Consider the following 25277-nt stretch of genomic DNA (forward strand, 5'->3'; position numbering starts at 1 on the left):
GCAGCCGGGTGTCAGCCCGCCAGCTTCTTCTTCAGCAGCTCGTTGACCTGAGCCGGGTTCGCCTTGCCCTTGGTCGCCTTCATCGCCTGGCCGACCAGCGCGCCGAAGGCCTTTTCCTTGCCCGCGCGATAGTCCTCGACCGACTTGGCATTGGCGGCCAGCACCTCGTCGAGGATGGCCTCCAGGGCGCCGGTGTCGTTCATCTGCTTCAGGCCCTTGGCCTCGATGACGGCGTCGACGTCGGTGGCCTCGCCGCTCCAGAGCGCGTCGAAGACCTGGCGGGCAGCGTTGTTCGAGATGGTGCCGTCCTGGATGCGGCGGATCAGCGCGCCCAGCAGCGCCGGGCCCACCGGCGCGTCGGCGATGTCGCCGCCGTCGGCGTTCAGGCGCTTGCTGATCTCGCCCATCACCCAGTTGGCCACCGGCTTGGGCGCGCCACAGACCGCGACCGCGGCCAGGAAATAGTCGGCGGTGGCGCGGCTGGTGGTCATCATGGCCGCGTCATAGGCCGGCAGGCCGTGCTCGGCCTGCAGGCGCTCGGCCAGCGCGGCCGGCAGCTCGGGCATCTCGGCGCGCACGCGCTCGACCCACTCGGGCGCGATCACCAGCGGCGGCAGGTCCGGGTCGGGGAAGTAGCGGTAGTCGTGCGCGTCTTCCTTGGTGCGCATCATGCGCGTCTCGCCGGTGTCCGGGTCGAACAGCACGGTGGCCTGGACGATGTCGAAGCCGTCCTCGATCTGGTCGATCTGCCAGTTGACCTCGAAGTCGATCGCCTGCTGCAGGAAGCGGAAGCTGTTGAGATTCTTGATCTCGCGCCGGGTGCCGAAGGGCTGGCCGGGGCGGCGCACCGAGACGTTGGCATCGCAGCGGAACGAGCCCTCCTGCATGTTGCCGTCGCACAGGCCCAGCCACACCACCAGCGTGTGCAGCGCGCGGGCGTATTCCACCGCCTGCTTCGACGAGCGCAGCTCGGGCTCGGTGACGATCTCCAGCAGCGGGGTGCCGGCCCGGTTCAGGTCGATGCCGGTCATGCCGTGCAGGTTCTCGTGCACCGACTTGCCGGCGTCTTCCTCCAGGTGAGCGCGGGTCAGGTTGACCCGGTGCTTCACGCCATCGACCAGGAAGTCGACATGGCCGCCCTGCACCACCGGAATCTCGTACTGGCTGATCTGGTAGCCCTTGGGCAGATCCGGGTAGAAGTAGTTCTTGCGGGCGAAGATCGACATCGGCGCGACGGTGGCGCCGACGGCCAGGCCGAACTGGATCGCACGCTCGACCGCGCCGCGGTTCATCACCGGCAGCACGCCGGGCAGCGCCAGATCGACCGCGCAGGCCTGGGTGTTGGGCTCGGCGCCGAAACGGGTCGAGGCACCGGAGAAGATCTTCGACTGGGTCGAGAGCTGGGCGTGGGTCTCGAAGCCGATGACGACTTCGTAGCCACGCACGAGAAGGGAGGCGGTCATGGGGCGGGCGGTTGCTTCAGCGCGGACGCAAAGCGGAAATGCTACGGCATCGCCGCGCCCCTCGGGAAAACCGCAGGCCACAGCCGCCCTCGGCCGCCCTCGGTCGTGCTCAGTCGCGCGGGCGCACCAGCCGCACCGGCAGCGGCGTGTCGCGGCTCATGTCGGAGCGCGCCCGGCCGGTGTGGCCGTCGATTACCCAGCCGTGCAGGCCGTCGAGCCGCTCCTCGTTCTCCGAGGTGCGCCCGCGCATCACGCTGTCATAGCTGTGGATATTGACCGGACCGGCCTCGATGGTGGCCGAGGCGCTCCACAGCCAGCCCTCGGGCGTGTCGGGGAACAGCTTGTCGATGCCGCCGGGCGAACCTGCGGCGCGCTGCAGCACCCGGCGCATCTCGATCGCGCGCGGCACCCGCCACGGTCGGCCGTCGGCCTGGCGCCGCACGGCCGCCAGATCCGGCCCCTGCGACTGCATCACCCGCAGCGCCTGGCCGGTGCAGCGCCCACCGCTCCAGCGCATGCCCTCGACGCAGCGCGACCAGGCCAGGCCGCTCTCGACATCGACCACCGTCTGGCCATCCTTCGACACCGCCACCAGGCCCTGGGGTTCGGGCGCCGCCGCGACCGATGTCAGCGGCCAAGGCAGCAGCAAGGGCAGCAGCCAGGGCATCAGTGCCCGCGACAGCCTCAGCCCGGTAGACGACAAGGAGACAACCGACGGGCGGGAAGCAGGGACGGCGCAAGACATGGCAGGACGGGACGGAACCCACGGGAACGGATCGGTTCATTGTCCGGGCCCACGCGGCACGGCGGCCGCACGAACAGCCGGGCTTCCCCGGCACAGACCCGCCGCTGCCGCGGGGGCTGCCGTAAACTTCGCCGCACCATGAAAGCCGCCCGCATCGCCCTCGCCGCCGCCGTCGTTGCCGCCATCGCCGTGACCGCCTCGTTCGCGGTCGGCAGCAAGGAAAAGGCGCCCGCCATCAGCTACACCCTGCTCGACGGCACGAAGCAGACCTCGGCCGAAGCGCTCAAGGGCAAGGTGGTGCTGGTCAACTTCTGGGCGACGAGCTGCACCACCTGCGTCAAGGAAATGCCCGAGCTGGTCGCGACCCACCAGAAGTACAAGGACAAGGGCTTCGAGACGCTGGCGGTGGCGATGAGCTACGACCCGCCGGCCTATGTCGCCAGCTTCGCCGAATCGCGCCAGCTGCCCTTCAAGGTCGCGATCGACAACACCGGCGAGATCGCGCGCCAGTACGGCAAGGTGCAGCTCACGCCAACCACCTTCGTGCTGAACCGCAAGGGCGAGATCGTCAAGCGCTACGTCGGCGAGCCCGACTTCCAGCAGCTGCACCTGCTGCTGGAGAAGCTGCTGGCGGAGAACGCCTGAGCGCGCCCGGCACCGACTTTCAGCGCGCTCAGCGCTTCAGCAGCACCAGCCCCTTCAGATACTCGCCCTCGGGGAAGTTGACCGTGGTCGGGTGGTCGCTGGAGGCCTCCAGGCGCTGCAGGATGTAGGCGTCCACGCCGGCGTCCAGACCCGCGCCAGCGACGATCTTGTGGAACAGATCGGCGCTGATGCCGCCTGAGCAGCTGAAGGTCAGCAGCAGGCCGCCGGGTTTGAGCAGCTTCAGGCCCAGGCGGTTGATGTCCTTGTAGGCGCGGCTGGCCCGGTCGGCGTGCGCTGCGGTGGGCGCGAACTTCGGCGGGTCGAGCACGATGGCGTCGAACTGGCGGCCGTCCTTGAGCATCTGGCGCAGCGTGCCGTTGACGTCGGCGTCGAGCGCGGTGTGGTGCGCGGGATCGAAGCCGTTGAGCTCGACATGCGCGCAGGCCCGCGCCAGCGCCGGGCCGGAGGAATCGACGCTGACCACCTCGGTGGCACCGCCGGCCAGCGCCGAGACGCTGAAGCCACCGGTGTAGCTGTAGCAGTTCAGCACCGACCGGCAGCCGAGCTGGCGCACCAGGCGCGCGAACAGCGCCCGGTTCTCGCGCTGGTCGAGGTAGTAGCCGGTCTTGTGGCCTTCCTCGACATCGACGGTCAGCCGGATGTCGTGCTCGTGCAGCAGCACGCGGGTGTCGCCGCCGCCACGCAGCCAGCCCTTGACCAGCGGCAGGCCCTCCAGCTGGCGCACACTGGAGTCGCTGCGCTCGTAGAGCCGCGTGCAGCCTGTGGCCGCCAGCAGCGCATCGGCGATCACCGACTTCCAGCGCTCGACGCCAGTGGCCAGGAACTGGACGCTGAGAATGTCCTCGTAGCGATCGACGATCAGGCCGGGCAGGCCGTCGGCCTCGCCGTGAACCAGGCGAACGCCGTTGCTGCGCAGCCCCAGACGCGCACGCATCGCCACTGCGGCCTCGACGCGGCGACGGAAGAAATCGGCATCGATGCGTTCGGCAGCCTCGAAGCTCCAGGCACGCACCCGGATGGTCGAGTCCGGGCTGAACGCAGCCCAGGCCAGGAACTGGCCGTCGTGGCTCTCGACCCGGACCGTCTCGCCGGCATCGGCTCGGCCCTTCTCGACACTGCCCTGGAACACCCAGGGATGCTGGCGCAGGAGCGAGCGCTCCTTGCCTTCACGCAGACGGATGACTTTCATGGGGCGGAATTGTCGCGCGAGCGATGTGGCCCTCGCCAGTCACCCCTCGCTCACACGTCGCTCACCGACCGGTTTCGATGCTGCATTGCAGCGAATCAATGCAAGAAAGTACAAATCTGTACTTTCTTCCGTGCACCTATGGAAAACCCGGGTCTGTGCGTGCAATGAAGTACATGAACGGGCTGCATCCGTATCAATCGGCGCATGCACCAGCACCTATCGTTGCGCCTGTCGATCGGGGCTGACCGCTCCAGCCCGGTGCCAGCGCTGCACCGCCGAGGCCCCGGCCGCCCCCACGTCGTCCGTTCCTGTTCCATCCCGCGAGGAGACACATGATGAAACTGACCCTCAAGGCCGCTCTGGCCCTGGCCTTCGGCCTGAGCGCCGGCCTGGCGAACGCCGCCACCGAGCTGGTGATCGCCACCGTCAACAACGGTCACATGATCGAGATGCAGAAGCTGACCAAGCATTTCGAGCAGGCCAACCCGGACATCAAGGTCAAGTGGGTGACGCTGGAGGAAGGCGTGCTGCGCCAACGCGTGACGACCGACATCGCCACCAAGGGCGGCCAGTTCGACATCATGACCATCGGCATGTACGAGGCGCCGATCTGGGGCAAGAAGGGCTGGCTGCAGGAACTCAAGACCGACGCCGCCTATGACGCCGACGACCTGCTGCCGGCCATCCGCAGCGGCCTGAGCGTGGACGGCAAGCTCTTCGCCGCGCCGTTCTACGGCGAGTCGTCGATGCTGATGTACCGCAAGGACCTGGCCGACAAGGCCGGCGTGAAGGTCGCCGACAAGCCGACCTGGACCGACATCAAGGACCTGGCCGCCAAGATCCACGACCCGAAGAACGGCGTGTACGGCATCTGCCTGCGCGGCAAGCCGGGCTGGGGCGACAACATGGCCTTCCTCTCGACGCTGGTCAACACCTTCGGCGGCCAGTGGTTCGACATGGCGTGGAAGCCGCAGCTGGAATCCAAGCCCTGGAAGGACGCGATCAACTTCTACGTCGACCTGCTGAAGAACTACGGCCCCCCGGGCTCGGCCGCCAACAGCTTCAACGAGATCCTGGCGCTGACCAACGCCGGCAAGTGCGGCATGTGGATCGACGCCACCATCGCCGCCTCCTTCGTCAGCGATCCGAAGCAGTCCAAGGTCGCCGACCAGATGGCCTTCGCCCAGGCGCCGACGATGAACACGCCGAAGGGCGCCAACTGGCTGTGGTCTTGGAATCTGGCGATTCCGGCCGGCTCGAAGAAGGTCGATGCCGCGCAGAAGTTCATCGGCTGGGCCACCAGCAAGGACTATGTGCAGCTGGTGGCCAAGACCAACGGCTGGGCCAACGTGCCCACCGGCACCCGCAAGTCGACCTACGCCTCGCCGGAGTTCCAGAAGGCCGCCCGCTTCGCCGCCGCCGAGAAGGCCGCGATCGACAGCGCCAACCCGACCGACTCGACGCTGCCGAAGTCGCCCTACATCGGCGTGCAGTTCGCGGCGATTCCCGAGTTCCAGGCCATCGGCATCGCCGTCGGTCAGCAGATGAGCGCGGCGCTGGCCGGCAAGACCTCGGTCGACGCTGCCCTGAAGACCAGCCAGCAGGCCGCCGAGCGCGAGATGAAGAAGGCCGGCTACTACAAGTGACGCCCGCAGGGCGCGCTGCAGCCGACTTCTCGACCCTCTCCCTGTGGTGAGGTGAGGCATGGCCGGCAGGCGTGAAGACGGGCCGGGGGGCGACCTCCGACCCCCTTCACGACCTGACCGGCCGCGCACGATGGTGGACCCATGAACCGATTCCTGCCCCGCGCCCTGATGGCGCCCGCGGTGGCCACGCTCTTCCTGTGGATGATCGTGCCGCTGGTGATGACGCTGTACTTCAGCGTGATCCGCTACAACCTGATGCAGCCCGACCAGAGCGGCTTCGTCGGGCTCGAGAACTTCGAATACTTCATCACCGACCCGTCGTTCACGACCTCGGTGATCAACACGCTGCTCTTGCTGGGCAGCGTCATCCTGATCACGGTCGGTCTGGGCGCGGCCATCGCGCTGCTGATCGACGATCCGTTCCCGGGCCGCGGCCTGGTGCGTATCCTGCTGATCAGCCCCTTCTTCGTCATGCCCACGGTCAATGCGCTGCTGTGGAAGAACATGATGATGAACCCGATCTACGGCGTGCTGGCGCAGGTCTGGCAGTTCTTCGGCGCCGCGCCGGTGGACTGGCTGACCGACTGGCCGCTGCTGAGCGTGATCATCATGGTGAGCTGGCAGTGGCTGCCGTTCGCGACGCTGATCTTCGTGACCTCGCTGCAGTCGATGGACCGCGAGCAGATCGAGGCCGCCCGCATGGACGGCGCCAACTACCTGCAGCAGCTGCGCTATCTCTACATCCCTCACCTGGGCCGCTCGGTGGCGGTGGTGGTGATGATCGAGATGATCTTCCTGCTGAGCGTGTTCGCCGAGATCTACACCACCACCGGGGGCGGGCCGGGCGACGCCAGCACCAACATGGCCTTCCTGATCTTCAAGCAGGCGCTGCTGAACTTCGACGCCGGCGTGGCCTCGGCCGGTGCGCTGTTCGCGGTCGTGCTGGCCAACATCGCCGCCGTCTTCCTGATCCGCCTGGTCGGCAAGAACCTGGACAAGTGAGGAGCCTCCCGATGTCGTCCCGTCCCTCCTCCCTGACACCGGTGCTGCTGCTGCGCACCCTGGCTGCCTGGCTGATCACGCTGCTGCTGTTCTTCCCGCTGGGCTGGCTGGCGCTGACCGCCTTCAAGACCGAGCTGCAGGCCATCGCGGTGCCGCCGCAGATCTTCTTCACCCCGACGCTGGAGAGCTTCCACGAGGTGCAGGAGCGCAGCGACTACCTGCACTACGCCTGGAACTCGGTGGTGACCAGCGTGGTCTCGACGCTGCTGGGCCTGGCGCTGGCCGGCCCGGCCGCCTACGCCATGGCCTTCTTCAAGGGCCCGCGAACCAAGGACATCCTGATGTGGATGCTCTCCACCAAGATGATGCCCGCGGTGGGCGCCCTGGTGCCGATCTATGTGCTGGCACAGAAGTCGGCGCTGCTCGACACCCAGCTCGGCCTGATCATCGTCTTCACGCTCTCCAACCTGCCGATCATGGTGTGGATGCTCTATTCGGGCTTCCGCGAGATCCCGCCCGAGATTCTCGAGGCCGCGCGCATGGACGGCGCCACGCTCTGGCAGGAGGCGGTGCAGGTGCTGCTGCCGCTGTCGCTGGGCAGCTTCGCCTCCACCGGGCTGCTGTGCCTGGTGCTGAGCTGGAACGAGGCCTTCTGGTCGCTCAACCTCAGCGCCGCCAACGCCGGCACGCTGGCCGCGCTGATCGCGCAGTACTCCAGCCCCGAGGGGCTGTTCTGGGCCAAGCTCTCGGCCGCCTCGCTGCTGGCGATCGCCCCGATCGTCGTCTTCGGCTGGTTCAGCCAGAAGCAGCTGGTGCAGGGCCTGACCTTCGGCGCCGTGAAGTGAACCGCGACGTCAACCATTCCACGAGACATCCTCCCATGGCCTACCTGCAACTCCAGGGCATCGAGAAGTTCTTCGGCGAGCACCGCGCCATCAAGGGCGTGGACCTCACCATCGAGAAGGGCGAGTTCATCGTCTTCGTCGGACCGTCGGGCTGCGGCAAGTCCACGCTCTTGCGCCTGATCGCCGGCCTCGAGCAGATCGACGGCGGCCAGCTGGTCCTCGACGGCCGCGACATCACCCACGCGCCCTCCTCCAAGCGCGACCTGGCGATGGTGTTCCAGAGCTACGCGCTCTACCCGCACATGAGCGTGTTCGAGAACATGAGCTTCGCCCTCAAGCTCGCCAAGGAAGACCCCGCCGTCATCCGCGAGAAGGTCGAGCGCGCCGCGAAGATCCTCAACCTCACGCAGTACCTCGAGCGCACCCCGAAGGCGCTCTCGGGCGGCCAGCGCCAGCGCGTGGCCATCGGCCGCGCCATCGTGCGCGCCCCGAAGGTCTTCCTCTTCGACGAGCCGCTGTCCAACCTGGACGCCGCGCTGCGCGGCCAGACCCGCGTCGAGATCGCCAAGCTGCACCGCGACCTCGGCGCCACCACCATCTACGTCACCCACGACCAGGTCGAGGCCATGACGCTGGCCGACCGCATCGTCGTGCTGCGCGACGGCCTGATCGAGCAGGTCGGCACCCCGCTGGAGCTCTACGACCGCCCCGCCAACCAGTTCGTCGCCCAGTTCATCGGCTCGCCGCAGATGAACGTGGTCGAGGGCCGCCACCTGCCGCAGGTGGCCGGCGTGCCCGCGGGCGGCTTCGTCGGCCTGCGCCCGGAGGACGTGACGCTGCAGCCGGCCGCGCAGGCGGGCGCCGGCGGCCTGCCCGGCACGGTCGAGCTGGTCGAGTCGCTCGGCGCCGAGACGCTGATCTACGTCACCGTCGACAGCGGCGCGCAGCTGGTCTCGCGCCAGCCGGTGCGCTCAGGCCTGCACAACGGCGACCGCGTGGGCGTCTTCGTCGAGGCGGCCAACGCGCACCGCTTCGACGCCCAGGGCCGCGCTGCACGCGTGGGTTGATGATGAAGAACCGTCCCTTCGAAGGCCAGGTGGCCGCGATCACCGGCGCGGCCTCGGGCATCGGCCGCGCCAGCGCCGAAGCGCTGCTGGCCGGCGGCGCGCGCGTGGTGCTGGTCGACCGCGACGCCGCGGGCCTGGCGGCGATGCAGGCCGTGCATGGCGATGCGGTCATCGCGCTGCCGCTGGACCTGCTCGACGCCGCGCAGTGCCGCACGCTGGTGCCGCAGGTGCTCGAGCGCGCTGGCCGGCTCGACATCCTGCACGCCAACGCCGGGCTCTACATCGGCGGCGATCTGGTCGATGCCGACACCGACGCGATCGACCGCATGCTGCAGCTCAATGTCGCGGTCGTCATGAAGAACGTGCGCGACGCGCTGCCGCACATGATCGCGCGCGGCTCGGGCGACATCCTGGTGACCAGTTCGCTGGCGGCGCACTACCCGACGCCGTGGGAGCCGGTCTACGCCTCGTCCAAGTGGGCGATCGACTGCTTCGTGCAGACCACCCGCCGCCAGGTCTTCAAGCACGGCCTGCGTGTGGGCTCGATCTCGCCCGGCCCGGTGCTGACCGGCCTGATCGCCGACTGGCCGGCCGACAAGCTGGCCGCCGCCCGCGCCTCCGGCAGCCTGATCGAGCCGGCCGAGATCGGCGAGGTCATCACCTTCATGCTGACCCGTCCGCGCGGCGTGACCATCCGCGACGTCGTGCTGATGCCGTCGAACTTCGACCTCTGAGCAGAACACCCCTTCCGACAAGACGCCCCACCATGAACGTCATCCTGCACCTCGGCCTGGGCTCGTTCCACCGCGCCCATCTGGCTGTCTACCTGCACGAGCTCATCCAGAGCGGCGACACCGGCTGGCAACTGGCCGGCGGCAACACCCGGCCCGACATGGCCGAGACGATCGCCGCGCTCCAGGCCCAGGGCGGCGCCTACACGCTGGAGACCATCTCCCCGGCCGGCGAGCACCGCTACACCCGCATCGGCTCGATCCGCCAGGTCATCGCGTATTCGCCCGATCTGGCCGGGCTGATCGCGCAAGGCGCCAGCAGCGACACGAAGATCATCTCCTTCACCGTCACCGAGGCGGGCTATTACCTCGACGCGAAGAACCGGCTCGACCTGGCCACCTTCGCCGACCTGCGCGCCGACCTCGACGCCGCACGCTCCGGCCAGCCGGGCTCGACGATCTACGCCGCGCTGACCGCCATCCTGCGCGCGCGCATGAAGAGCGGCGCCGGCCCGGTCACGCTGCTCAACTGCGACAACCTGCGCCACAACGGCGATCGCTCGCGCGGCGGCCTGCTGCAGTTCATCGAGCTCGTCGGCGACGCCGCGCTGCTGGCCTGGGTGCAGGCCAACACCACCAGCCCGAACGCAATGGTCGACCGCATCACGCCGCGCCCGACGCCCGACGTGCGCGAGCGCGTGCTGGCCGCCACCGGCGTGGACGACCCCGCCGCGCTGATGGGCGAGAGCTTCATCCAGTGGGTGATCGAGGACAACTTCATCGCCGGCCGCCCGGCCTGGGAGGCAGTGGGCGTCGAGATGGTGCAGTCGGTGGACGCCTACGAGGAGGCCAAGATCCGCCTGCTCAATGCGACTCACTCGTGCATCGCCTGGGCCGGCACGCTGGTGGGCCATCTCTACATCCACGAGGGCACGCACGATCCGGTCATCCGCCGGATGGCCTTCGACTACGTCACCGACGACACCATCCCGGTGCTGGACACGCCCGAGCATCCCTGCCCGATCGACCTGGCCCGCTACCGCGACGTGGTGCTCGACCGCTTCGGCAATCCCGCCATCCGCGACACCAACCAGCGCGTGGCGATGGACGGCTTCAGCAAGATTCCCGGCTTCATCGCGCCGACCATCCGCGAGCGCCTGGCCGCCGGCGCCACCATCGACAGCGTGGCGATGCTGCCGGCGCTGTTCCTGGCCTACCTGCAGGTCTGGCACCGCGGCGGCATTCCCTACACCTACCAGGACCAGGCGATGGACCCGGCGGTCGCGCACGCGATCTGCGACGCGGCGGACCCGGTGGCGGCCTTCTGCGCCGACCGGCCGCTGTGGGGCGAGCTGGCGGGCGACACGCGGCTGGTGGATGCGGTGCGCCGCGCCAGCGCGCGGGTGGCGGCCTTCGTCGCCGCGCATCCCGGCGCCAGCGCGCGCTGAGACCCGGAGGCGCCTCGATGCCCGCCCGGCCGCGTTCGGTGCCACGCCAGCTCAAGCCCGAGCTGGAGCATGACTACGCCCGCTCGCCCGACCTGGGCTACGAGTCGCCGCAGGAGGTCGGCTTCATCCGCTGCCTCTCGCATGGCTTTCCGACGCCGCTGGCGCGCTGGCACTACCACGACGAGTACGAGCTGCACCTGATCACCAGCACCTCGGGCAAGGCCTTCGTCGGCGACTGGATCGGGCAGTTCCAGCCCGGCCATCTGGTGCTGACCGGGCCGCGGCTGCCGCACAACTGGCTGTCGACCGATCTGCCCGAGGGCGGCGTCGCGCTGCGCGACATGGTCATCCAGTTCTCGCACGACCCGCTGGTGCGCGCGGCCGAGCTGATCCCGGAGCTGGCCGAGGTGCTGCCGCTGCTCGAGCGTGCGCGCCACGGCATCGAGTTCTTCGGCCAGGGGGAGCGCGCGCAGCAGCACTGGCAGAAGGTCAAGGAGGCCCGCGGCGCACGCCGCTTCGCCGCCTTCTGCGACTTCCTGGCCGAGCTGGCCGCCTGCACCGACTACCGGCTGCTGTCGAACGTGCAGATGCAGAGCATCGACGACGACGACTCGCTCGACCAGATCGACGCGGTGGTCAGCCGCATCACCGACCACCTGGGCCAGGCCTTCTCGGCGGCCGACATCGCGCAGGAACTGGGCATGAGCGAGAGCCGCTTCAGCCGCTTCTTCCGCCGCGCCACCGGCAACACCTTCACCGACTTCGTCAACCGCGTCCGCATCAACCGCGCCTGCCAGCTGCTGATGGAATCGGACCGGCTGATCACGCACATCTGCTACGAGGTCGGCTTCAACAACGTCGCGAACTTCAACCGGCGCTTCCTCGAGATCAAGGGGCTGACGCCGAGCGAGTTCCGCAAGCAGGCCGACAACCGCTTCGGCACCCGGCCGGACAGCCCGTGAGCCCGCAATGAGCACGTCTCCCCTGTACCTCGGTCTCGACCTGGGCACCTCCGGCATCAAGTTCGTGCTGCTGGACACCGGCCATCAGGTCGTCGCCAGCCTCGACGAGCCGCTGACGCTGCAGCAGCCCCGCCCGCTGTGGCGCGAGCAGCATCCGGCCGACTGGTGGGCCGCCACCGAGCGCGGCATGGCCCGGCTGCGCACACAGCACGCCGAGGCGCTGGCGCGGGTGCGCGCGATCGGCCTGTCCGGCCAGATGCACGGCGCGGTGCTGATGGACGCCGCCGGCGCGGTGCTGCGCCCGGCCATCCTCTGGAACGACGGCCGCAGCGGCGCCGAGTGCGCCGAGCTGGAGGCCGCCTGCCCGCGCCTGCACGCCATCGCCGGCAACCTGGCCATGCCCGGCTTCACCGCGCCGAAGCTGCTGTGGGTGCGCCGGCACGAGCCGGAGGTCTTCGCGCAGACCGCCACCGTGCTGCTGCCCAAGGACTGGCTGCGCTTCATGCTGACGGATGAGCGCGTCGGCGAGATGAGCGACGCGGCCGGCACGCTGTGGCTGGACGTGGCCGAGCGGCGCTGGTCGGCCGAGGTGCTGGCCGCCTGCGGCCTGACCGAGGCGCAGATGCCGCGGCTGGTCGAGGGCAGCGCGGTGTCGGGCCGGCTGAAACCGGATCTGGCCGCGCGCTGGGGCCTGCCGGCGGGCGTGATCGTCGCCGGCGGCGGCGGCGACAACGCCGCCAGCGCGGTGGGCATCGGCGCGGTGCGGCCGGGCGAGGGCTTCGTCTCGCTGGGCACCTCGGGCGTGATCTTCCTGACCAGCGACCGCTTCCGTCCCAACCCGGCCAGCGCGATGCACGCCTTCTGCCACGCGCTGCCCGGCACCTGGCACCAGATGAGCGTGATGCTCAGCGCCGCCAACGGCCTGAGCTGGGTGACGCGGCTGGTCGGCGCCGCCAGCGAGGCAGCGCTGCTCGAACAGGTCGCGCAGATGACGCCGTCGCAGCGCGAACGCGCGCCGCTCTTCCTGCCCTACCTCAACGGCGAGCGCACGCCGCACAACAACCCGCACGCGCAGGGCAGCTTCTTCGGCCTGAGCAACGAGCACGACGCCGCCGCGCTGGGCTGGTCGGTGATCGAGGGCGTGAGCTTCGGGCTGCTCGACGGCTGGCATGCGCTGGGCGTGCAGCCGGGCGAGGTGGCCAGCCTCACGCTGGTGGGCGGCGGCGCGCGCTCAGGGCTGTGGGCGCAGCTGCTGGCCGACGCGATCGGCGTGCCGATGGTCACCCGCCACGGCGGCGAGGCCGGCGGCGCGCTGGGCGCCGCGCGCCTGGCCTGGCTGGCCGATGGCGGCACGCTCGACGCGGTCTGCCCCGCACCCGAGATCGCCGCGACCTTCTCGCCTGATCCGGCCGAGACCGCGCGGCTGGCCGCCCGCCATGCGCGCTTCAGGGCGCTGTACCGGGCGGTGGAGGGCTTGTTTCCGGCGGGTTGAGGCCCCGGCGCCGCATCAGATCACCGATCAGCGCCTCGGCATCGCCGTCGCCGCCCGCACGGCGCAGCAGCATCCGCCCTTCGGCGTCGACCTGCGCGGCGGCACAGCGCAGCACATGCAGCCGGCCCCCGAAGCGCTCGGTGCGCCCCTGCTCGTCCAGCCAGGCGTTCTGCACCCGGTAGGCCAGGCGCTCGTCGTCGAGCGCGCGGGCGCAGTCGTCGTCGCGGGGGCTGCCGGGGCGCCGCGCCTGCAGCACATGCACCAGCTCGTGCAGCACGAAGGAGCGATCGACCGGCCGCATGCGCCAGTCGAGCTGGTCGCTCAGCAGCACCCGGCCTGCGGCGGCGTCATGCCAGGCGATCAGGTGCATGCAGGCGCGGGAGCGCTCGGGACAGGCCTGACGGTGCAGCTCGGCGGCTGGCAGTTCGACCAGCACCGGCACCGGTGTGTCGACCGGCGGTGCCGGCAGACCGGACAGCCGCACCGCGGCGGCCAGCAGCGCCTGCAGCAGCAGCGCATCCGGCGATGGGACCGAGGCCGAGGCGACCTCCAGGGCGATGGTGAACGCGGACAGCGGCACGGGCATCACAAGCCTCCTCGCGGACCGCATCAGGCGAAGACCGCCCACGATGCTGGCAGCGCGCCCGAAACCCCGGCGCCCGGGCGGTCTTGGCGGGTCAGCCGCCGTCGGGAAGCAGCCGGGTCACCGCGGCGCTGGCCAGCTCGGCGATGCGCACCAGGAAATCGGTGCCCATCTCGGGCGTGTAGCGCATCGGGTCGGACGAGGCCAGCACCAGCATGCCGAAGGCCGGCGAGGTCATGCTGCGCCGCAGCGGCAGCAAGGCCAGCGAGGCCACCGCGGCGGGCTGCGCCAGCCACTGCACCGCCTCGAAGCTGGTGTGCGCGCCGCAGCAGGGCGTGACCAGGCTGGACGCAAAGCGGCGCAGCTCGGGGCTGACGTCGCGCGCCACCGGCTCGGACTCGAAGTCCGGCGCCACCTCCCACAGCCGCATCGCGGCCTGCGGGACCATGAACTGCTCCTGCAGATCGATCACCAGCATGTCCGGAATGTCGCGCGGATCGGCCAGCAGCATCAGGCCGCGCACCCACTGGTGCAGCCGGTCCGACAGCACCGCGTTCTCCTGGCCATGGCGGATCATGTCCATCAGGCGACGCTCGAGACCGTGAATGCGCTCGCGCAGCATCTCCATCTGGCGCTGCTGGAGCGAGACGGCGCGCTGGCCATGGGGATTGGCCAGCTCGACATGGGCCAGCAGCTCGGCATGACGCTCGAAGAAACCCGGCGTCTGCACCAGATAGCTGGCGATGTCGTCCTCGGAAAGGCCACTCAGTCGGCCCGGAATGCTGCTCATGGCGAGCGAGGGTAGCGCAGCCCCCCGCCAGTCACCCGAAGGAAAAGCCGGCCGGATGCCCTTCATCCGCGCCTTGAATGCACAAGCCGATCCGGTTCAGCAGGAAGCCGCCGGCAGCACCACTTCGCCCTGGAACACGGTGACCGCCGGGCCGGTCATGCGCACGCTGCTGCCGGGGCCGTCCCACTCGATGGTCAGCTCGCCGCCGCGGGTCTCGACATCGACGCGCGCGTCCAGCCAGCCCAGGCGGATGCCCGCCACCACCGCCGCGCAGGCGCCGGTGCCGCAGGCCAGCGTCTCGCCGGCGCCGCGCTCGAAGACGCGCAGCCGCACCCGGTCGCGCGCGACCACCTGCAGGAAGCCGGCGTTGACCTTGCGCGGGAAACGCGGATGCGACTCCACCCACGGCCCGACCTGCGCCACCGGCGCGGTGTCCACGTCGTCGACGCGCTGCACCGCATGCGGGTTGCCCATCGACACCACCGCGACCTCGACCTGCTCCTGGGGCGCGGCCGGATTGGCCAGCGGCCACAGCTCGGCGCCGTTCTCCAGGCGCGGCTGCAGCCCGGACGGGTCGAAGGGCACGCGCTCGAGCTCGAGAATGGGCTGGTTCATGTCGACGGTGACACGCCCGTCGGCCTGCATGCGCAGCACGATGCGGTTGTTCATCGTCTCGACGCGCACCTCGTCGCGGTCGGTCAGGCCCTGCTCGCGCACGAAGCGCATGAAGCAGCGCGCGCCGTTGCCGCAGTGCTCGACCTCCTCGCCGGTGGCGCCGTTGAAGATGCGGTAGCGGAAATCGGCGTCCGGCCCCTGCGGCCGCTCGACGACGAGGATCTGGTCGGCGCCGATGCCGAAGCGTCGGTCGCCGACGAAGCGCAGCTGGTCTTCGCTGAGCGCCAGCGGCGCGCGGGTGGCATCGAACACGACGAAGTCGTTGCCGAGGCCGTGCATCTTGGTGAACGGAAGGGGCGGGCGGGTGGTCATGGCGGGATTATCCGGGGCGGACATCATGGGACGAACGGCATCTGCGCACCGCGGGCCACGTCGCGCAGCAGATGGTGCAAGCCCCCCGTGGCCGCATCCACCAGCGGGATGCTCTCCACACGACGCAGCCGGTCGAGCGCCGAGCCAAACAGCACGTAGCAGTCGTGCTCGTGCTGCTGGGCGGAGCGGTAGATCAGGCCTTGATAGCCGTGGCAGACCGCGTCGGCGGCCAGTTCCTGCGTGCAGCCGAAGCGCAGCGAGGTCAGCACCGGCCAGGTGGGCGCATGCGGACGCAGGTCGAGCAGCAGCACCGGCTCGGTAAGCTGGACCCAGAGCAGGCTGCGCTGGCGCAGGTCGGCGATCGACAGCACATGGGCCTCGCGCCGCGCCAGTGTCTCGTAGGCCGCCGTCTCGGGTTCCTCGGCGAAATAGCCGACCGGCGTGTCCGGCAGGTCGAATCGGCCGCTCATCAGCCCGGTCGGCGGCAACCGCACCGGGCCGACCGCCACGGTGCTGGCGGTGCGGCGGGTGCGCTGGATGCGGTACATCGAGTGCAGCCGCGGCAGCGTGTGTTCCTGGCAGTAGGTGAGATCGCTCAGTTTCATGCGGGAAGATCGCGGTTCAGGCGCCTTCCGTCCGGGCCACAGCGAGCACACGCTCGGCCTGACCCTGTTCCAAGGCCTGTCGCGGCGTCAATCCTTCGAGGCCACCGTGCGGGGTCTCGAAGAAGTTCAGCAGCGCCCAGCCCTCGCTCAGCCCGAGTGCCTGACCGATCGGCGCGACATGCGCCCACACGGTCGGCTCAAACTGCCAGCGCGGCACCTTGAATCCGCGCTTGGTCTGCGTCAGACCGATGCAGCGGCCCTTGCCGATCCAGGCGTTGATGGTCACGCGACTGGTGCCCAGCAGGGCGGCGGCCTCGTCGGTGCTCATCATGTCGGCCTGATCGAGCCGGCGCAGGCGGCTGTCGAGACTGGCATGCAGCAGCGCATTCGTCTCGGTCGGGGTCAGGTAGGGCGAAGGTCGGGCGGCTCGCGCGCTTCGGCGGGGAAGGACGGAAGACGTCGAGGTTTCAGTCGTCTGGGGTTTCATGGTCGAAGGAGACTGAAAAGCGAACATTCAAGGCGCATTGCGCGCGTTGACCTTGGCTTGGCTGAAGAAGCTGCTGGAACGAGGTGCAGTCTGGCCTTGCTTACGGAATGCTCTGGCCAAGCTCATCCTGAGAAGGTACCGAACTGACGCTCGGACAGGCGGGCTAGGCGGTGTGCTGGCTTGCTTGGCAACACGAAAAACAGACTCGGGCAGGCTTAGCTGCATCTGTATGCGACGCTGGATCTCCAAGACAGCTCGCTCCAGATCAGCTGCTGCCAGAAACTCTTCATAGGCGGTTCGTGACGGCAACACCGGCCCACACACCAAGTCACGCCCAAAGAGCATCCATAGGAGCCGCTCACAGTAGCCCCGCCATTGGCAACTTCGGCTGTCCTGAAGAAGAGGCTCACAGTCCACTTGACCCGCTGCATTCAGCATTTTGACTTCCCTGTGGTAACGAAATTTCGTCAATCTCGTTAAGTTCGGAAGTGTAGCGCCAGCTGCCGACCGAGGAGCAATCCCCCTCTTTCTGACTTCAGTACAACCCCGCCTCGCCCTCGGGCCGGGTCTTGAAGCGCTTGTGCACCCACAGGTACTGCTCGGGCAGGCGGCGCACCTCCTGCTCGATCCAGCGGTTCATGCGCGCGGTGTCGGCCACCGCGTCGTCGGTGGGGAAGTCGGTCCAGGGCTCGAGGAAGCGGATGCGCCAGCCCTGTCCGCCGGGCAGCATCTCGCTGACCACCGGCTGCACCACCATGCCCAGCGCACGCGCCATGCGCGACGGCGCCAGCAGCGTGGCCGCCGGCACGCCGAAGAAGGGCACGAAGGCCGCGTCGCGCGCGCCGAAGTCCATGTCGGGCAGGTTGAAGAAGGCGTCGCCGCGCTTGATGGCGCGCATCAGCGCGCGCGCGCCCTCGCTGCGGGCGAAGATCTCGGCGTTGCCGAAGCGCAGCCGGCCGCGGCGCATCGCCGCATCGAAGACCGGGTTGCTCTGCCGCTGATAGATCGAGCCGGCGTGGCGGCTCTGGTTCAGCAGCACACTGACGCCGGCCACGTCCAGCGCCAGGAAATGCGGCACCAGCCACATCACCGGGCGCTCGCTGCGCTCGGCCAGCTTCACGTCGCCCTCGACCTGGATCAGCCGCGACAGCCGCTCGCGCGAGGCGTACCAGAGCATGCCGCGCTCCAGGAAGCTGCGGCCCAGCCAGCCGAAGTGCGCGCGGGCGATGGCCTCGCGCTCGGCCGGCGTCTTCTCGGGCAGGCACAGCTCGAGGTTGCGCAGCGCGATGCGCCGGCGCGACTTGCCCAGGCGCCACAGCAGCGCGCCCAGCCCCTGGCCGAGCAGGGTCTGCAGGCCCAGCGGCAGCCAGTGCAGCAGCCACAGCAGGCCGAGCACCAGCCGGGCGGCCAGGTTGGAGAGAAAGGATTTCATGCGGAAGCGTCGGATGCAGGCGCGGGGGCCGGTTCCGCCAGCGCGCGCGGCGCCTTGTAGCGGTGATAGCCCCACAGATACTGGCCGGGATTCTGGCGGATCAGCCGCTCCATCGCGCGGTTGACGACGCCGGCGCTGCGCACGGCCAGGCGCTCGGCGTCGGGCTCGTCGGCGCTGGTGGGCAGCGCCTCGTCGGGCAGGCTCGCGCGGATGACGAAGCCGCGCCCGCCGGGCAGGCGCTCGCAGGCCAGCAGCAGCCAGTCGGCGCCGGTCTGCTGCACCAGGCGCGCAGCCAGCGTCATCGTGTAGGCCTCGCGGCCGAAGAAGGGCGCCCAGGTGCCCAGGCCCTCGGGCGGCACCTGGTCGGGCAGCAGGCCGATGGTGCCGCCCTTGCGCAGCGCGCGGATCATCTGCCGCACGCCGGCCAGCGTCGCCGGCGCTGTCTCCAGGCCAGGGCGGTTGCGCGACTGCGCCACCAGATCGCGCAGCCAGGGCTGGCGCGCCGGGCGGTACAGCGCCGTCATCGCGCGCTGGCCGCCCCAGCGCTCGGCATAGGCCTGGGCGATGATCTCGAAGCAGCCCAGGTGGGGCGTGAGCATCACCAGGCCGCGGCCACGCGCCAGCGCCGCCTCGACATGCTCGGCGCCTTCCCAGCGCACGAGCTCGCCCAGCGGCGCATCGGGGCGGCGGCACCACAGCCACGGCAGCTCGGCCACCATGCGTCCGGCCGAGGCCACCGCGGGGCGCGCCTGCGACCACGGCAGCCCGGCCTGCTCGACGTTGGCCCGCATCCGGCGCCGGTAGGTCGGCGAGGCGCACCAGGTGATCCAGCCCAGCAGCGCGCCGATGCGGTGGAGCAACGGCAGCGGGGCCTTCGAGGCGGCGTTGAACAGGGAGGCGATCACGGGCATAGAATTCGTCACATTCGCCGAGTTAAGGAACAACTTGCGGGGCGACGGGCCAGGTCCTGAACCGGGCACGCCACCTGCCGAAATCGAGAGATTTTCGGCAGAAGTGGAAAAAATGCCGCTAAAGCGTTCGCCGCAGGCTCCTCAACAGCTCGGCGACACGCGCCGAAAAGCTTGTTTGGATCACAGGAGTTTATAAGTGGCGAACGATTTCCTCTTCACGTCCGAATCGGTGTCCGAGGGACACCCCGACAAGGTGGCCGACCAGATCTCGGACGCGATCCTCGACGCCATCCTGGCGCAGGATCCGCGCTCGCGCGTGGCCGCCGAGACGCTGACCAACACCGGTCTGGTCGTGCTGGCCGGCGAGATCACCACCAACGCGCATGTCGACTACATCCAGGTCGCGCGTGACACGATCAAGCGCATCGGCTACGACAACACCGAGTACGGCATCGACTACAAGGGCTGCGCGGTGCTGGTGGCCTACGACAAGCAGTCGAACGACATCGCCCAGGGCGTGGACCACGCCTCCGACGACCACCTCAACACCGGCGCCGGCGACCAGGGCCTGATGTTCGGCTACGCCTGCGACGAGACGCCTGAGCTGATGCCCGCGCCGATCTACTACGCGCACCGCGTGGTCGAGCGCCAGGCCCAGCTGCGCAAGGACGGCCGCCTGCCCTTCCTGCGCCCGGACGCCAAGAGCCAGATCACGATGCGCTACGTGGACGGCAAGCCCCACAGCATCGACACCGTGGTGCTCTCCACCCAGCACAGCCCGGACCAGTCCGAGACGGCCACGAAGATGAAGGCCAGCTTCTACGAGGCCTGCATCGAGGAGATCATCAAGCCGGTGCTGCCCAAGGAATGGCTGCAGGACACCCAGTACCTGATCAACCCGACCGGCCGCTTCGTCATCGGCGGCCCGCAGGGCGACTGCGGCCTGACCGGGCGCAAGATCATCGTCGACACCTACGGCGGCGCCTGCCCGCACGGCGGCGGCGCCTTCTCGGGCAAGGATCCGACGAAGGTGGACCGCTCGGCCGCCTACGCCGCGCGCTATGTCGCCAAGAACGTGGTCGCCGCCGGTCTGGCGCGCCAGTGCCAGATCCAGGTGAGCTACGCCATCGGCGTGGCCCGTCCGATCAACATCACCGTCTACACCGAAGGCACCGGCGTGATCCCGGACGCGCAGATCGCCGCGCTGGTCCAGGAGCACTTCGACCTGCGCCCGAAGGGCATCATCCAGATGCTCGACCTGCTGCGTCCGATCTACTCGAAGACCGCCGCCTACGGCCACTTCGGCCGCGAGGAGCCGGAATTCGCCTGGGAGCGCACCGACAAGGCACAGCTGCTGCGCGCGGCCGCCGGCCTGTGAACCGGACGCTGACGCGATGACAAAAGGGGCCGCAGATGCGGCCCCTTTTTTGTGCGCCAGCGCAGGCGACGGACTCAGTGCCGCCCATGCGCGTCGACGCGGAACACCGCGACCGCATCGACCAGCGTGCGCGCCTGCTCGGCCAGGTGCTCGGCCGACGAGGTGCCCTGGCTGACCAGCCCGGCGTTCTGCTGCGTGACCTGATCCATCTGCGAGACCGCCTGGCCGACCTGGGCCACGCCGGTGCTCTGCTCCTCGCTGGCGACGCTGATCTCGCCGACCAGATCGGCCACCCGCTGGATCGACTGCACGATCTCCTGCATCTTGCGCCCGGCCTCGTCGGCCTGCAGCGAGCCCTGCTCGACCCGCTCGACGCTGGTGGAGATCAGCGACTTGATCTCGCGCGCGGCCTCGGCCGAGCGCAGCGCCAGCGTGCGCACCTCGCCGGCGACGACCGCAAAGCCCCGGCCCTGCTCGCCGGCCCGCGCGGCTTCCACCGCCGCGTTCAGCGCCAGGATGTTGGTCTGGAAGGCAATGCCGTCGATCACGCCGATGATGTCGGCGATCTTGCGCGAGGCCTCGTGAATGCCGCGCATCGTCTGCACCACCTGGGTGACCACCTCGCCGCCCTGCGCGGCCACCTGCGAGGACTCGCGCGCCACCGCGCTGGCCTGGCGGGCGTTGTCGGCGTTGTGGCGCACCGTGGTGCCGAGCTGCTCCATGGTCGCGGCAGTCTGCTCCAGCGCCGCGGCCTGCTGCTCGGTGCGGGCGGAGAGGTCGCGGTTGCCCTGGGCGATCTGGCTGCTGGTGTCGGCCACCCGCTCGGAGCCCTCGCGCACCGCGCTGACCGCCTGCACCAGCGCGTCCTGCATGGCCTGGAGCTGAGCCATCAGGCTGTCGCGGTCGCCGGCGCGCACCGGCACCGGCGTGCACAGATCGCCGCCCGCCACCGAGCGTGCGATCTCGACCGCCACCGCCGGCTCGCCGCCGAGCTGGCGGCGCAGGCTGCGCACGATCAGCCCGGCCAGCGCACTGCCGGACAGCACCGCCAGCAGCAGCAGCGCGCCCATCGACTTCATCGCGGTCGACTGGATGACAGCGGCTTCGGCACTGGCCTGGCTGCCCGCCTCGAGGGTGTGCTTCCAGAGCTTGTCCAGCGCGAGCAAGGCCTCGTCGACATGCATGCTGGCGGCACCGTCGCTGATGTCGGCGGCATCCTGCTGCTTGCCCTCCCGACCGAGCGACACCACCTGCTGCTGGGTCTTGCGATAGGCCTCCCAAGCCTTGCGGAAGCTGGCCAGGTGCTCGCGGGTCTGCTCGTCGGAGGCACTGGCGGCATAGGCGGCCAGCGCCTCGTCGGCGGACTTCAGTGCGGCCCCGATCTTGTCCTCGTACTCGGCGTGATAGCTGCGGTCATCGGTGCGGCTGTGGCGGACCTCGAAGTCGCGCATCTCCAGCAGCGCGGCGCGGCTGGTGGCGAGCTGGGCGACCCCTGGCAGCCAGCGGGCCGACAGCTCGCCGGTGCGGCTGCCGACCTGATGCAGGCCGACCAGTCCGACGCCGCCCACGGCGCCGGCCAGCACGACACCGAGACCGAAGCCGAGACCGAGCCGTGCCCCCAGACTCAGGCGCGAGAACCGCTCGCGTGCGGCATGGGATGCGGCCATGACCGCCTCACTTCTTGTGGCCGATGTAGCTCACGCCGACGATGCGTCCGCCGCCGTCCTTGATCGGCCGGTAGCAGGCGTCGAAGGCGGTGCCCAGCACGTCGATCGGGCCGCAGAACTCGCTGCCCTTGCTGACCGCCTCGTAGGCGGCGTTGCGGGCCAGCTGCGTGCCCACGCCGCGCTTGCCCTCGGGCGTCAGCACATTGGTGCTGACGCGCACGAACTCGTCGCCATCCTTGACGAAGACGGTGGCGGTGGCGCCATGCGCCTTGCGGACCGCGTCGACGACGTCGTAGTTGTTGTTGATCTTGCGGTCGCCGAAGAACAGCGCCGGCACCGTCTTGCCAGCCACCGTGTCGGTGCCGTCGATCTTGGCCGCACCGATGCGGGTCAAGCGGGCCTCGAGATCGGCGATCGTGGCCTTGGGGTCGGCGGCCTGCGCCGCGCCGGCGGCAGCCAGCGCCAGCACCGCAGCGCTCAGGAAGGTGAAGCGATTCATGGCAGTCCAGGGTGTCGGAAAGGAGGGCCCGCCCGCCTGCACTGAAGGCAGACGAGAAGGGACATCCGATCGTGGCACCCGGACGTTCCGGGCCAAGCCGCAAAGAGAGGCGGCAAGCGCGCTCTCATCGCGGCAGGCCGGACCTCAAGCTCAAGTGTCGAGCCTGTGTCGAGGTCCGGCGCTCAGCTTCAGCGGCGCGGCGGCCGGCCGGCACCGCCGGGGCGGCGCTCGCCGTGCTCCTCGCGCTGCGGCGCGCGCGCCGGGGCCTCGGCGGCCTCGCGGCGCGCCTGCGCCAGCAGCGCGTCAAGCTGGTCTTCGGGCACGCCACGCAGCACGCAGAAGCTCGAGCGCTTGAGCGAGCTGCGCTCGAAGTCGCGCAGCAGCTGGGCACGCTCGCGGCGCTGCGGATCCTCCGGCAGGCGCTCGACCGGGGCGTCCTGGCGCACCGGTGCCGCGGCCGGGCGGGCGGCCTCGTCACGCGGCGGCCGTGCGGGCCGATCCTGGCGCTCCGGACGATCGGCGCGTTCAGGACGATCGCCGCGCGGCGGGCGGGCCTGGGCATCGCGGTCCTGGCGCGGCGGGCGGCTGCCCGGAGCGCGCGGTTCACGCGGTTCACGAACTTCACGGGCTTCGCGCGGCGGACGGCCTTCGCCCCGCGGCGGACGCGGTGCACGCGGGGGGCGCGGCTCACGAGGCTCACGGGCAGGTTCACCCGAGGCGGCCTCGCCCTGCGCCTGCGGTGCGGCGCCACGGCGCTGCTCGCGCTGCTGCTTCGCTTCCTGGGCGCGGCGCTCCTGGTGCAGCGCGCGGCGGCGGTCGAGCTCCTGCTGCGCGACCGTGCGGTGCTCGTCGCTGATGTCGCCGGCGGGCTGGCCGTCGAGGTCGGTGCGGCTGGCGGCCTTGGTCAGCGCGACCAGATAGGCGGTGCTGTTGGTGTGGCGGCGCAGGAAGGCCGACAGCGTCGCGCGGCTGAACACGCCCGGCGCACGCTCCTTGATGTCGGCCTGGATGCGCAGCTTCAGCGGCCTGGCCGGACCGTCGAACAGCGCGGGAAAGCGCTCGCGCAGCTGGCGGGCACATTCGGCCGGGCTCATGTCCGGAGTCTTGGCCGGGCTCGGTGCGGCCGCGGTCTGCTCGACTGCCGTTTCGGCGGCGGTCTCGGGTGCGGCGTCGGGGGCCGGACCGGAGACGGCGGCTGCCTCGATCGGCGCGGGGGTCTCGGGAGCCGGAGTGGCGGCGGTGACCTCGGCGTCGGTCGGGATCTCGGGGGTGGACATGGTTCTGGTGGAACGGTGTTGGCAACGGAAGCCGCGATTGTGGCCCGAGTCGCGACCAGACGCCTTCAGGGCCGGCGCAGACGCACCTTCGAAGCGGCCAGACGGGCCTGTTCGCGGGCCTTCTCCACGTCCTCGTCGCGCACCAGCGCCACGCCCATGCGCCGGCGCTCGAAGCTCTCGGGCTTGCCGAACAGGCGGATCTCCGAGCGCGGCACCCGCAGCGCCTCATCCACGCCGTCGAAGACCAGCCCCTCGGCCTCGACGCCGCCGTAGATGACCGCGCTGGCGCCGGCCGACTTCAGCGTCGTGTCCACCGGCAGGCCGAGGATGGCGCGCGCGTGCAGCTCGAACTCGTTCTGCCACTGGGTGCACATCGTCACCATGCCGGTGTCGTGCGGGCGCGGGCTCACCTCGCTGAACCAGACCTGGTCGCCACGGACGAAGAGCTCGACGCCGAACAGGCCCTGGCCGCCGAGGTCCTCGGTGACGGCACGGGCGATGCGCTGCGCCTCGGCCAGCGCCGCCGGCCGCATCGGGTGCGGCTGCCAGCTCTCGACATAGTCGCCGCGCACCTGCAGGTGGCCGATGGGGTCGCAGAAATGCGTCTCGACCTGGCCAGCGGCGCCCAGCGCGCGCACCGTCAGCAGCGTGATCTCGTAGTCGAAGTCGATGAAGCCCTCGACGATGACGCGGCCGTGGCTGACGCGCCCGCCCGCCATCGCGTGGTCCCAGGCCGCCTGGACATCCTGCGGGCCGTCGAGCCGGCTCTGGCCCTTGCCGGAGCTGCTCATCACCGGCTTGACCACGCAGGGGTAGCCGATGCCGGCGTCGATCGCCGCCTGCAGCTCCTCGAGCGAATCGCAGAAGCGGTAGGGGCTGGTGGGCAGGCCCAGCGTCTCGGCGGCGAGGCGGCGGATGCCCTCGCGGTCCATCGTCAGGCGCGCGGCGCGGGCGGTCGGGATGACGCGCACGACGCCCTCGGCCTCCAGCCGCTCCAGCTCGGGCGTGGCGATGGCCTCGATCTCGGGCACCACCAGGGCCGGCCGCTCGGCCTCGATCAGCGCGCGCAGCTGCGCCGGGTCGCTCATCGCGATGGTGCGGGCGTGGTGCGCGACCTGCTGGCCGGGGGCGTTCTCGTAGCGGTCGACCGCGATCGTCTCGACGCCGAGGCGCTGCAGCGCGATCAGCACTTCCTTGCCGAGCTCGCCGCTGCCGAGCAGCATGACGCGGGTGGCATGGGCGGACAGCGGGGTTCCGATCGGTTTCATGCAGGCTCCTGGCAGGACGTGAGCAATCCTCCATTGTGCCGGCTGCCCTGAAATTGACCCTCCGCAAGGACGGCGCGACGCAGGATTTTCATGATGCTGTCATCTGCACCCATCGTTCGGCCCATCTCGAACACCGA

24 protein-coding genes are annotated in these 25277 nt (G+C 70.0%); 10 read left to right on the top strand and 14 right to left on the bottom strand.

Annotated elements, in window-relative coordinates; genetic code table 11:
• Positions 1-11 precede the first annotated feature (11 nt).
• Both gatB and BW996_RS03190 read right to left on the bottom strand, forming a co-directional pair.
• Positions 12-1463, bottom strand: a complete 1452-nt coding sequence (gatB, locus tag BW996_RS03185; protein ID WP_037479787.1) for an Asp-tRNA(Asn)/Glu-tRNA(Gln) amidotransferase subunit GatB — start codon at positions 1461-1463, stop codon at positions 12-14.
• A 109-nt stretch (positions 1464-1572) separates the two neighbouring features.
• A complete protein-coding gene (locus BW996_RS03190; RefSeq protein ID WP_051631713.1) occupies positions 1573-2130 on the bottom strand; it encodes an Lcl domain-containing protein in 558 nt (185 codons plus the stop codon).
• A 216-nt stretch (positions 2131-2346) separates the two neighbouring features.
• Between BW996_RS03190 and BW996_RS03195 the strand changes: the two genes are divergently transcribed.
• Positions 2347-2853 (top strand): TlpA disulfide reductase family protein, encoded by a 507-nt coding sequence (locus tag BW996_RS03195; RefSeq protein ID WP_037479786.1) that lies wholly within the window; start codon positions 2347-2349, stop codon positions 2851-2853.
• Positions 2854-2881: 28 nt separating this feature from the next.
• Here the strand turns inward: BW996_RS03195 and BW996_RS03200 are convergent, their stop codons facing one another.
• Positions 2882-4063 carry a class I SAM-dependent rRNA methyltransferase gene (locus BW996_RS03200; protein WP_037479784.1) on the bottom strand — a complete coding sequence of 394 codons (1182 nt, stop codon included), beginning with the start codon at positions 4061-4063 and terminating at the stop codon, positions 2882-2884.
• A gap of 335 nt (positions 4064-4398) precedes the next feature.
• Here BW996_RS03200 and BW996_RS03205 point away from each other — a divergent pair, with 335 nt between their 5' ends.
• The 8 genes from BW996_RS03205 to xylB all read left to right on the top strand — a co-directional run bounded on the left by BW996_RS03205 (position 4399) and on the right by xylB (position 13256).
• On the top strand, positions 4399-5709 hold the full coding sequence (locus tag BW996_RS03205) for an ABC transporter substrate-binding protein (RefSeq protein WP_037479782.1): 1311 nt from the start codon (positions 4399-4401) through the stop codon (positions 5707-5709).
• A 141-nt stretch (positions 5710-5850) separates the two neighbouring features.
• On the top strand, positions 5851-6711 hold the full coding sequence (locus BW996_RS03210; RefSeq protein ID WP_037479781.1) for a carbohydrate ABC transporter permease: 861 nt from the start codon (positions 5851-5853) through the stop codon (positions 6709-6711).
• Positions 6712-6722: 11 nt separating this feature from the next.
• Positions 6723-7556 carry a carbohydrate ABC transporter permease gene (locus BW996_RS03215; RefSeq protein WP_037479779.1) on the top strand — a complete coding sequence of 278 codons (834 nt, stop codon included), beginning with the start codon at positions 6723-6725 and terminating at the stop codon, positions 7554-7556.
• A 35-nt stretch (positions 7557-7591) separates the two neighbouring features.
• Positions 7592-8623, top strand: coding sequence for an ABC transporter ATP-binding protein (locus BW996_RS03220; protein ID WP_037479777.1), 1032 nt, complete (start codon positions 7592-7594; stop codon positions 8621-8623).
• A complete protein-coding gene (locus BW996_RS03225; protein WP_206539499.1) occupies positions 8623-9357 on the top strand; it encodes an SDR family oxidoreductase in 735 nt (244 codons plus the stop codon). Before BW996_RS03220 ends, BW996_RS03225 begins: the two co-directional genes overlap by 1 nt.
• 32 nt (positions 9358-9389) lie before the next feature.
• Entirely contained in the window at positions 9390-10802 is a 1413-nt protein-coding gene (gene dalD / locus BW996_RS03230) for a D-arabinitol 4-dehydrogenase (RefSeq protein ID WP_037479774.1), read from the top strand.
• Positions 10803-10819: 17 nt separating this feature from the next.
• Positions 10820-11764 (top strand): AraC family transcriptional regulator, encoded by a 945-nt coding sequence (locus BW996_RS03235; RefSeq protein WP_037479772.1) that lies wholly within the window; start codon positions 10820-10822, stop codon positions 11762-11764.
• A gap of 22 nt (positions 11765-11786) precedes the next feature.
• A complete protein-coding gene (xylB, locus tag BW996_RS03240; RefSeq protein WP_037479962.1) occupies positions 11787-13256 on the top strand; it encodes a xylulokinase in 1470 nt (489 codons plus the stop codon).
• Here xylB and BW996_RS03245 read toward each other — a convergent pair.
• The 7 genes from BW996_RS03245 to BW996_RS03275 all read right to left on the bottom strand — a co-directional run bounded on the left by BW996_RS03245 (position 13210) and on the right by BW996_RS03275 (position 19042).
• Positions 13210-13842, bottom strand: a complete 633-nt coding sequence (locus BW996_RS03245) for a DUF6647 family protein (protein WP_051631712.1) — start codon at positions 13840-13842, stop codon at positions 13210-13212. The genes xylB and BW996_RS03245 overlap by 47 nt on opposite strands.
• Positions 13843-13933: 91 nt before the next feature.
• Positions 13934-14629, bottom strand: a complete 696-nt coding sequence (locus BW996_RS03250; RefSeq protein WP_037479770.1) for a DUF484 family protein — start codon at positions 14627-14629, stop codon at positions 13934-13936.
• A gap of 96 nt (positions 14630-14725) precedes the next feature.
• Positions 14726-15616: a diaminopimelate epimerase gene (gene dapF / locus BW996_RS03255; protein ID WP_037479768.1), complete on the bottom strand. Its 891-nt coding sequence runs from the start codon at positions 15614-15616 to the stop codon at positions 14726-14728.
• A gap of 23 nt (positions 15617-15639) precedes the next feature.
• On the bottom strand, positions 15640-16221 hold the full coding sequence (locus BW996_RS03260) for an RES family NAD+ phosphorylase (protein ID WP_037479766.1): 582 nt from the start codon (positions 16219-16221) through the stop codon (positions 15640-15642).
• 16 nt (positions 16222-16237) lie between these two features.
• Complete coding sequence (locus BW996_RS03265) at positions 16238-16708, bottom strand: MerR family transcriptional regulator (protein WP_051631711.1); 471 nt, start codon at positions 16706-16708, stop codon at positions 16238-16240.
• Positions 16709-17243: 535 nt separating this feature from the next.
• Positions 17244-18140 carry an LpxL/LpxP family acyltransferase gene (locus tag BW996_RS03270; protein WP_076458590.1) on the bottom strand — a complete coding sequence of 299 codons (897 nt, stop codon included), beginning with the start codon at positions 18138-18140 and terminating at the stop codon, positions 17244-17246.
• Complete coding sequence (locus BW996_RS03275) at positions 18137-19042, bottom strand: lysophospholipid acyltransferase family protein (protein ID WP_037479950.1); 906 nt, start codon at positions 19040-19042, stop codon at positions 18137-18139. The genes BW996_RS03270 and BW996_RS03275 overlap by 4 nt, the downstream gene beginning before the upstream one ends.
• Before the next feature lie 205 nt (positions 19043-19247).
• On the opposite strand from BW996_RS03275, the gene metK reads away from it, so the two are divergent.
• Complete coding sequence (metK, locus tag BW996_RS03280) at positions 19248-20429, top strand: methionine adenosyltransferase (RefSeq protein ID WP_037479762.1); 1182 nt, start codon at positions 19248-19250, stop codon at positions 20427-20429.
• Between the two features lie 74 nt (positions 20430-20503).
• Here metK and BW996_RS22430 read toward each other — a convergent pair whose 3' ends face one another.
• The 4 genes from BW996_RS22430 to purT all read right to left on the bottom strand — a co-directional run bounded on the left by BW996_RS22430 (position 20504) and on the right by purT (position 25140).
• Positions 20504-22096, bottom strand: a complete 1593-nt coding sequence (locus tag BW996_RS22430; RefSeq protein WP_051631710.1) for a methyl-accepting chemotaxis protein — start codon at positions 22094-22096, stop codon at positions 20504-20506.
• 7 nt (positions 22097-22103) lie between these two features.
• Positions 22104-22595, bottom strand: a complete 492-nt coding sequence (locus BW996_RS03290; RefSeq protein ID WP_037479759.1) for a Cache 3/Cache 2 fusion domain-containing protein — start codon at positions 22593-22595, stop codon at positions 22104-22106.
• Positions 22596-22783: 188 nt separating this feature from the next.
• A complete protein-coding gene (locus tag BW996_RS03295; RefSeq protein ID WP_051631709.1) occupies positions 22784-23872 on the bottom strand; it encodes a ProQ/FinO family protein in 1089 nt (362 codons plus the stop codon).
• Positions 23873-23937: 65 nt separating this feature from the next.
• The gene (gene purT / locus BW996_RS03300; protein WP_037479758.1) at positions 23938-25140 is read right to left on the bottom strand and encodes a formate-dependent phosphoribosylglycinamide formyltransferase; all 1203 of its coding nucleotides are present in this window, start codon (positions 25138-25140) and stop codon (positions 23938-23940) included.
• Positions 25141-25277 lie beyond the last annotated feature (137 nt).

The organism is Sphaerotilus natans, assembly GCF_900156335.1.
In the GTDB taxonomy this organism is placed as follows: domain Bacteria; phylum Pseudomonadota; class Gammaproteobacteria; order Burkholderiales; family Burkholderiaceae_C; genus Sphaerotilus; species Sphaerotilus natans.

Excerpts from the sequence above, each read along its gene's own strand:
- BW996_RS03235 (WP_037479772.1), top strand. The coding sequence starts at position 10,820 with ATGCCCGCCCGGCCGCGTTCGGTGCCACGCCAGCTCAAGCCCGAGCTG.
- BW996_RS03225 (WP_206539499.1), top strand. The coding sequence starts at position 8,623 with ATGATGAAGAACCGTCCCTTCGAAGGCCAGGTGGCCGCGATCACCGGC.
- BW996_RS03250 (WP_037479770.1), bottom strand. The coding sequence starts at position 14,629 with ATGAGCAGCATTCCGGGCCGACTGAGTGGCCTTTCCGAGGACGACATC.
- BW996_RS03290 (WP_037479759.1), bottom strand. The coding sequence starts at position 22,595 with ATGAATCGCTTCACCTTCCTGAGCGCTGCGGTGCTGGCGCTGGCTGCC.
- BW996_RS03245 (WP_051631712.1), bottom strand. The coding sequence starts at position 13,842 with ATGCCCGTGCCGCTGTCCGCGTTCACCATCGCCCTGGAGGTCGCCTCG.
- dalD (WP_037479774.1), top strand. The coding sequence starts at position 9,390 with ATGAACGTCATCCTGCACCTCGGCCTGGGCTCGTTCCACCGCGCCCAT.
- purT (WP_037479758.1), bottom strand. The coding sequence starts at position 25,140 with ATGAAACCGATCGGAACCCCGCTGTCCGCCCATGCCACCCGCGTCATG.
- BW996_RS03190 (WP_051631713.1), bottom strand. The coding sequence starts at position 2,130 with ATGCCCTGGCTGCTGCCCTTGCTGCTGCCTTGGCCGCTGACATCGGTC.
- BW996_RS03270 (WP_076458590.1), bottom strand. The coding sequence starts at position 18,140 with ATGAAATCCTTTCTCTCCAACCTGGCCGCCCGGCTGGTGCTCGGCCTG.
- BW996_RS03205 (WP_037479782.1), top strand. The coding sequence starts at position 4,399 with ATGAAACTGACCCTCAAGGCCGCTCTGGCCCTGGCCTTCGGCCTGAGC.
- BW996_RS03220 (WP_037479777.1), top strand. The coding sequence starts at position 7,592 with ATGGCCTACCTGCAACTCCAGGGCATCGAGAAGTTCTTCGGCGAGCAC.
- BW996_RS03195 (WP_037479786.1), top strand. The coding sequence starts at position 2,347 with ATGAAAGCCGCCCGCATCGCCCTCGCCGCCGCCGTCGTTGCCGCCATC.
- BW996_RS03200 (WP_037479784.1), bottom strand. The coding sequence starts at position 4,063 with ATGAAAGTCATCCGTCTGCGTGAAGGCAAGGAGCGCTCGCTCCTGCGC.
- dapF (WP_037479768.1), bottom strand. The coding sequence starts at position 15,616 with ATGACCACCCGCCCGCCCCTTCCGTTCACCAAGATGCACGGCCTCGGC.
- gatB (WP_037479787.1), bottom strand. The coding sequence starts at position 1,463 with ATGACCGCCTCCCTTCTCGTGCGTGGCTACGAAGTCGTCATCGGCTTC.
- BW996_RS03210 (WP_037479781.1), top strand. The coding sequence starts at position 5,851 with ATGAACCGATTCCTGCCCCGCGCCCTGATGGCGCCCGCGGTGGCCACG.
- BW996_RS03295 (WP_051631709.1), bottom strand. The coding sequence starts at position 23,872 with ATGTCCACCCCCGAGATCCCGACCGACGCCGAGGTCACCGCCGCCACT.
- BW996_RS03265 (WP_051631711.1), bottom strand. The coding sequence starts at position 16,708 with ATGAAACCCCAGACGACTGAAACCTCGACGTCTTCCGTCCTTCCCCGC.
- BW996_RS03260 (WP_037479766.1), bottom strand. The coding sequence starts at position 16,221 with ATGAAACTGAGCGATCTCACCTACTGCCAGGAACACACGCTGCCGCGG.
- BW996_RS03215 (WP_037479779.1), top strand. The coding sequence starts at position 6,723 with ATGTCGTCCCGTCCCTCCTCCCTGACACCGGTGCTGCTGCTGCGCACC.
- BW996_RS22430 (WP_051631710.1), bottom strand. The coding sequence starts at position 22,096 with ATGGCCGCATCCCATGCCGCACGCGAGCGGTTCTCGCGCCTGAGTCTG.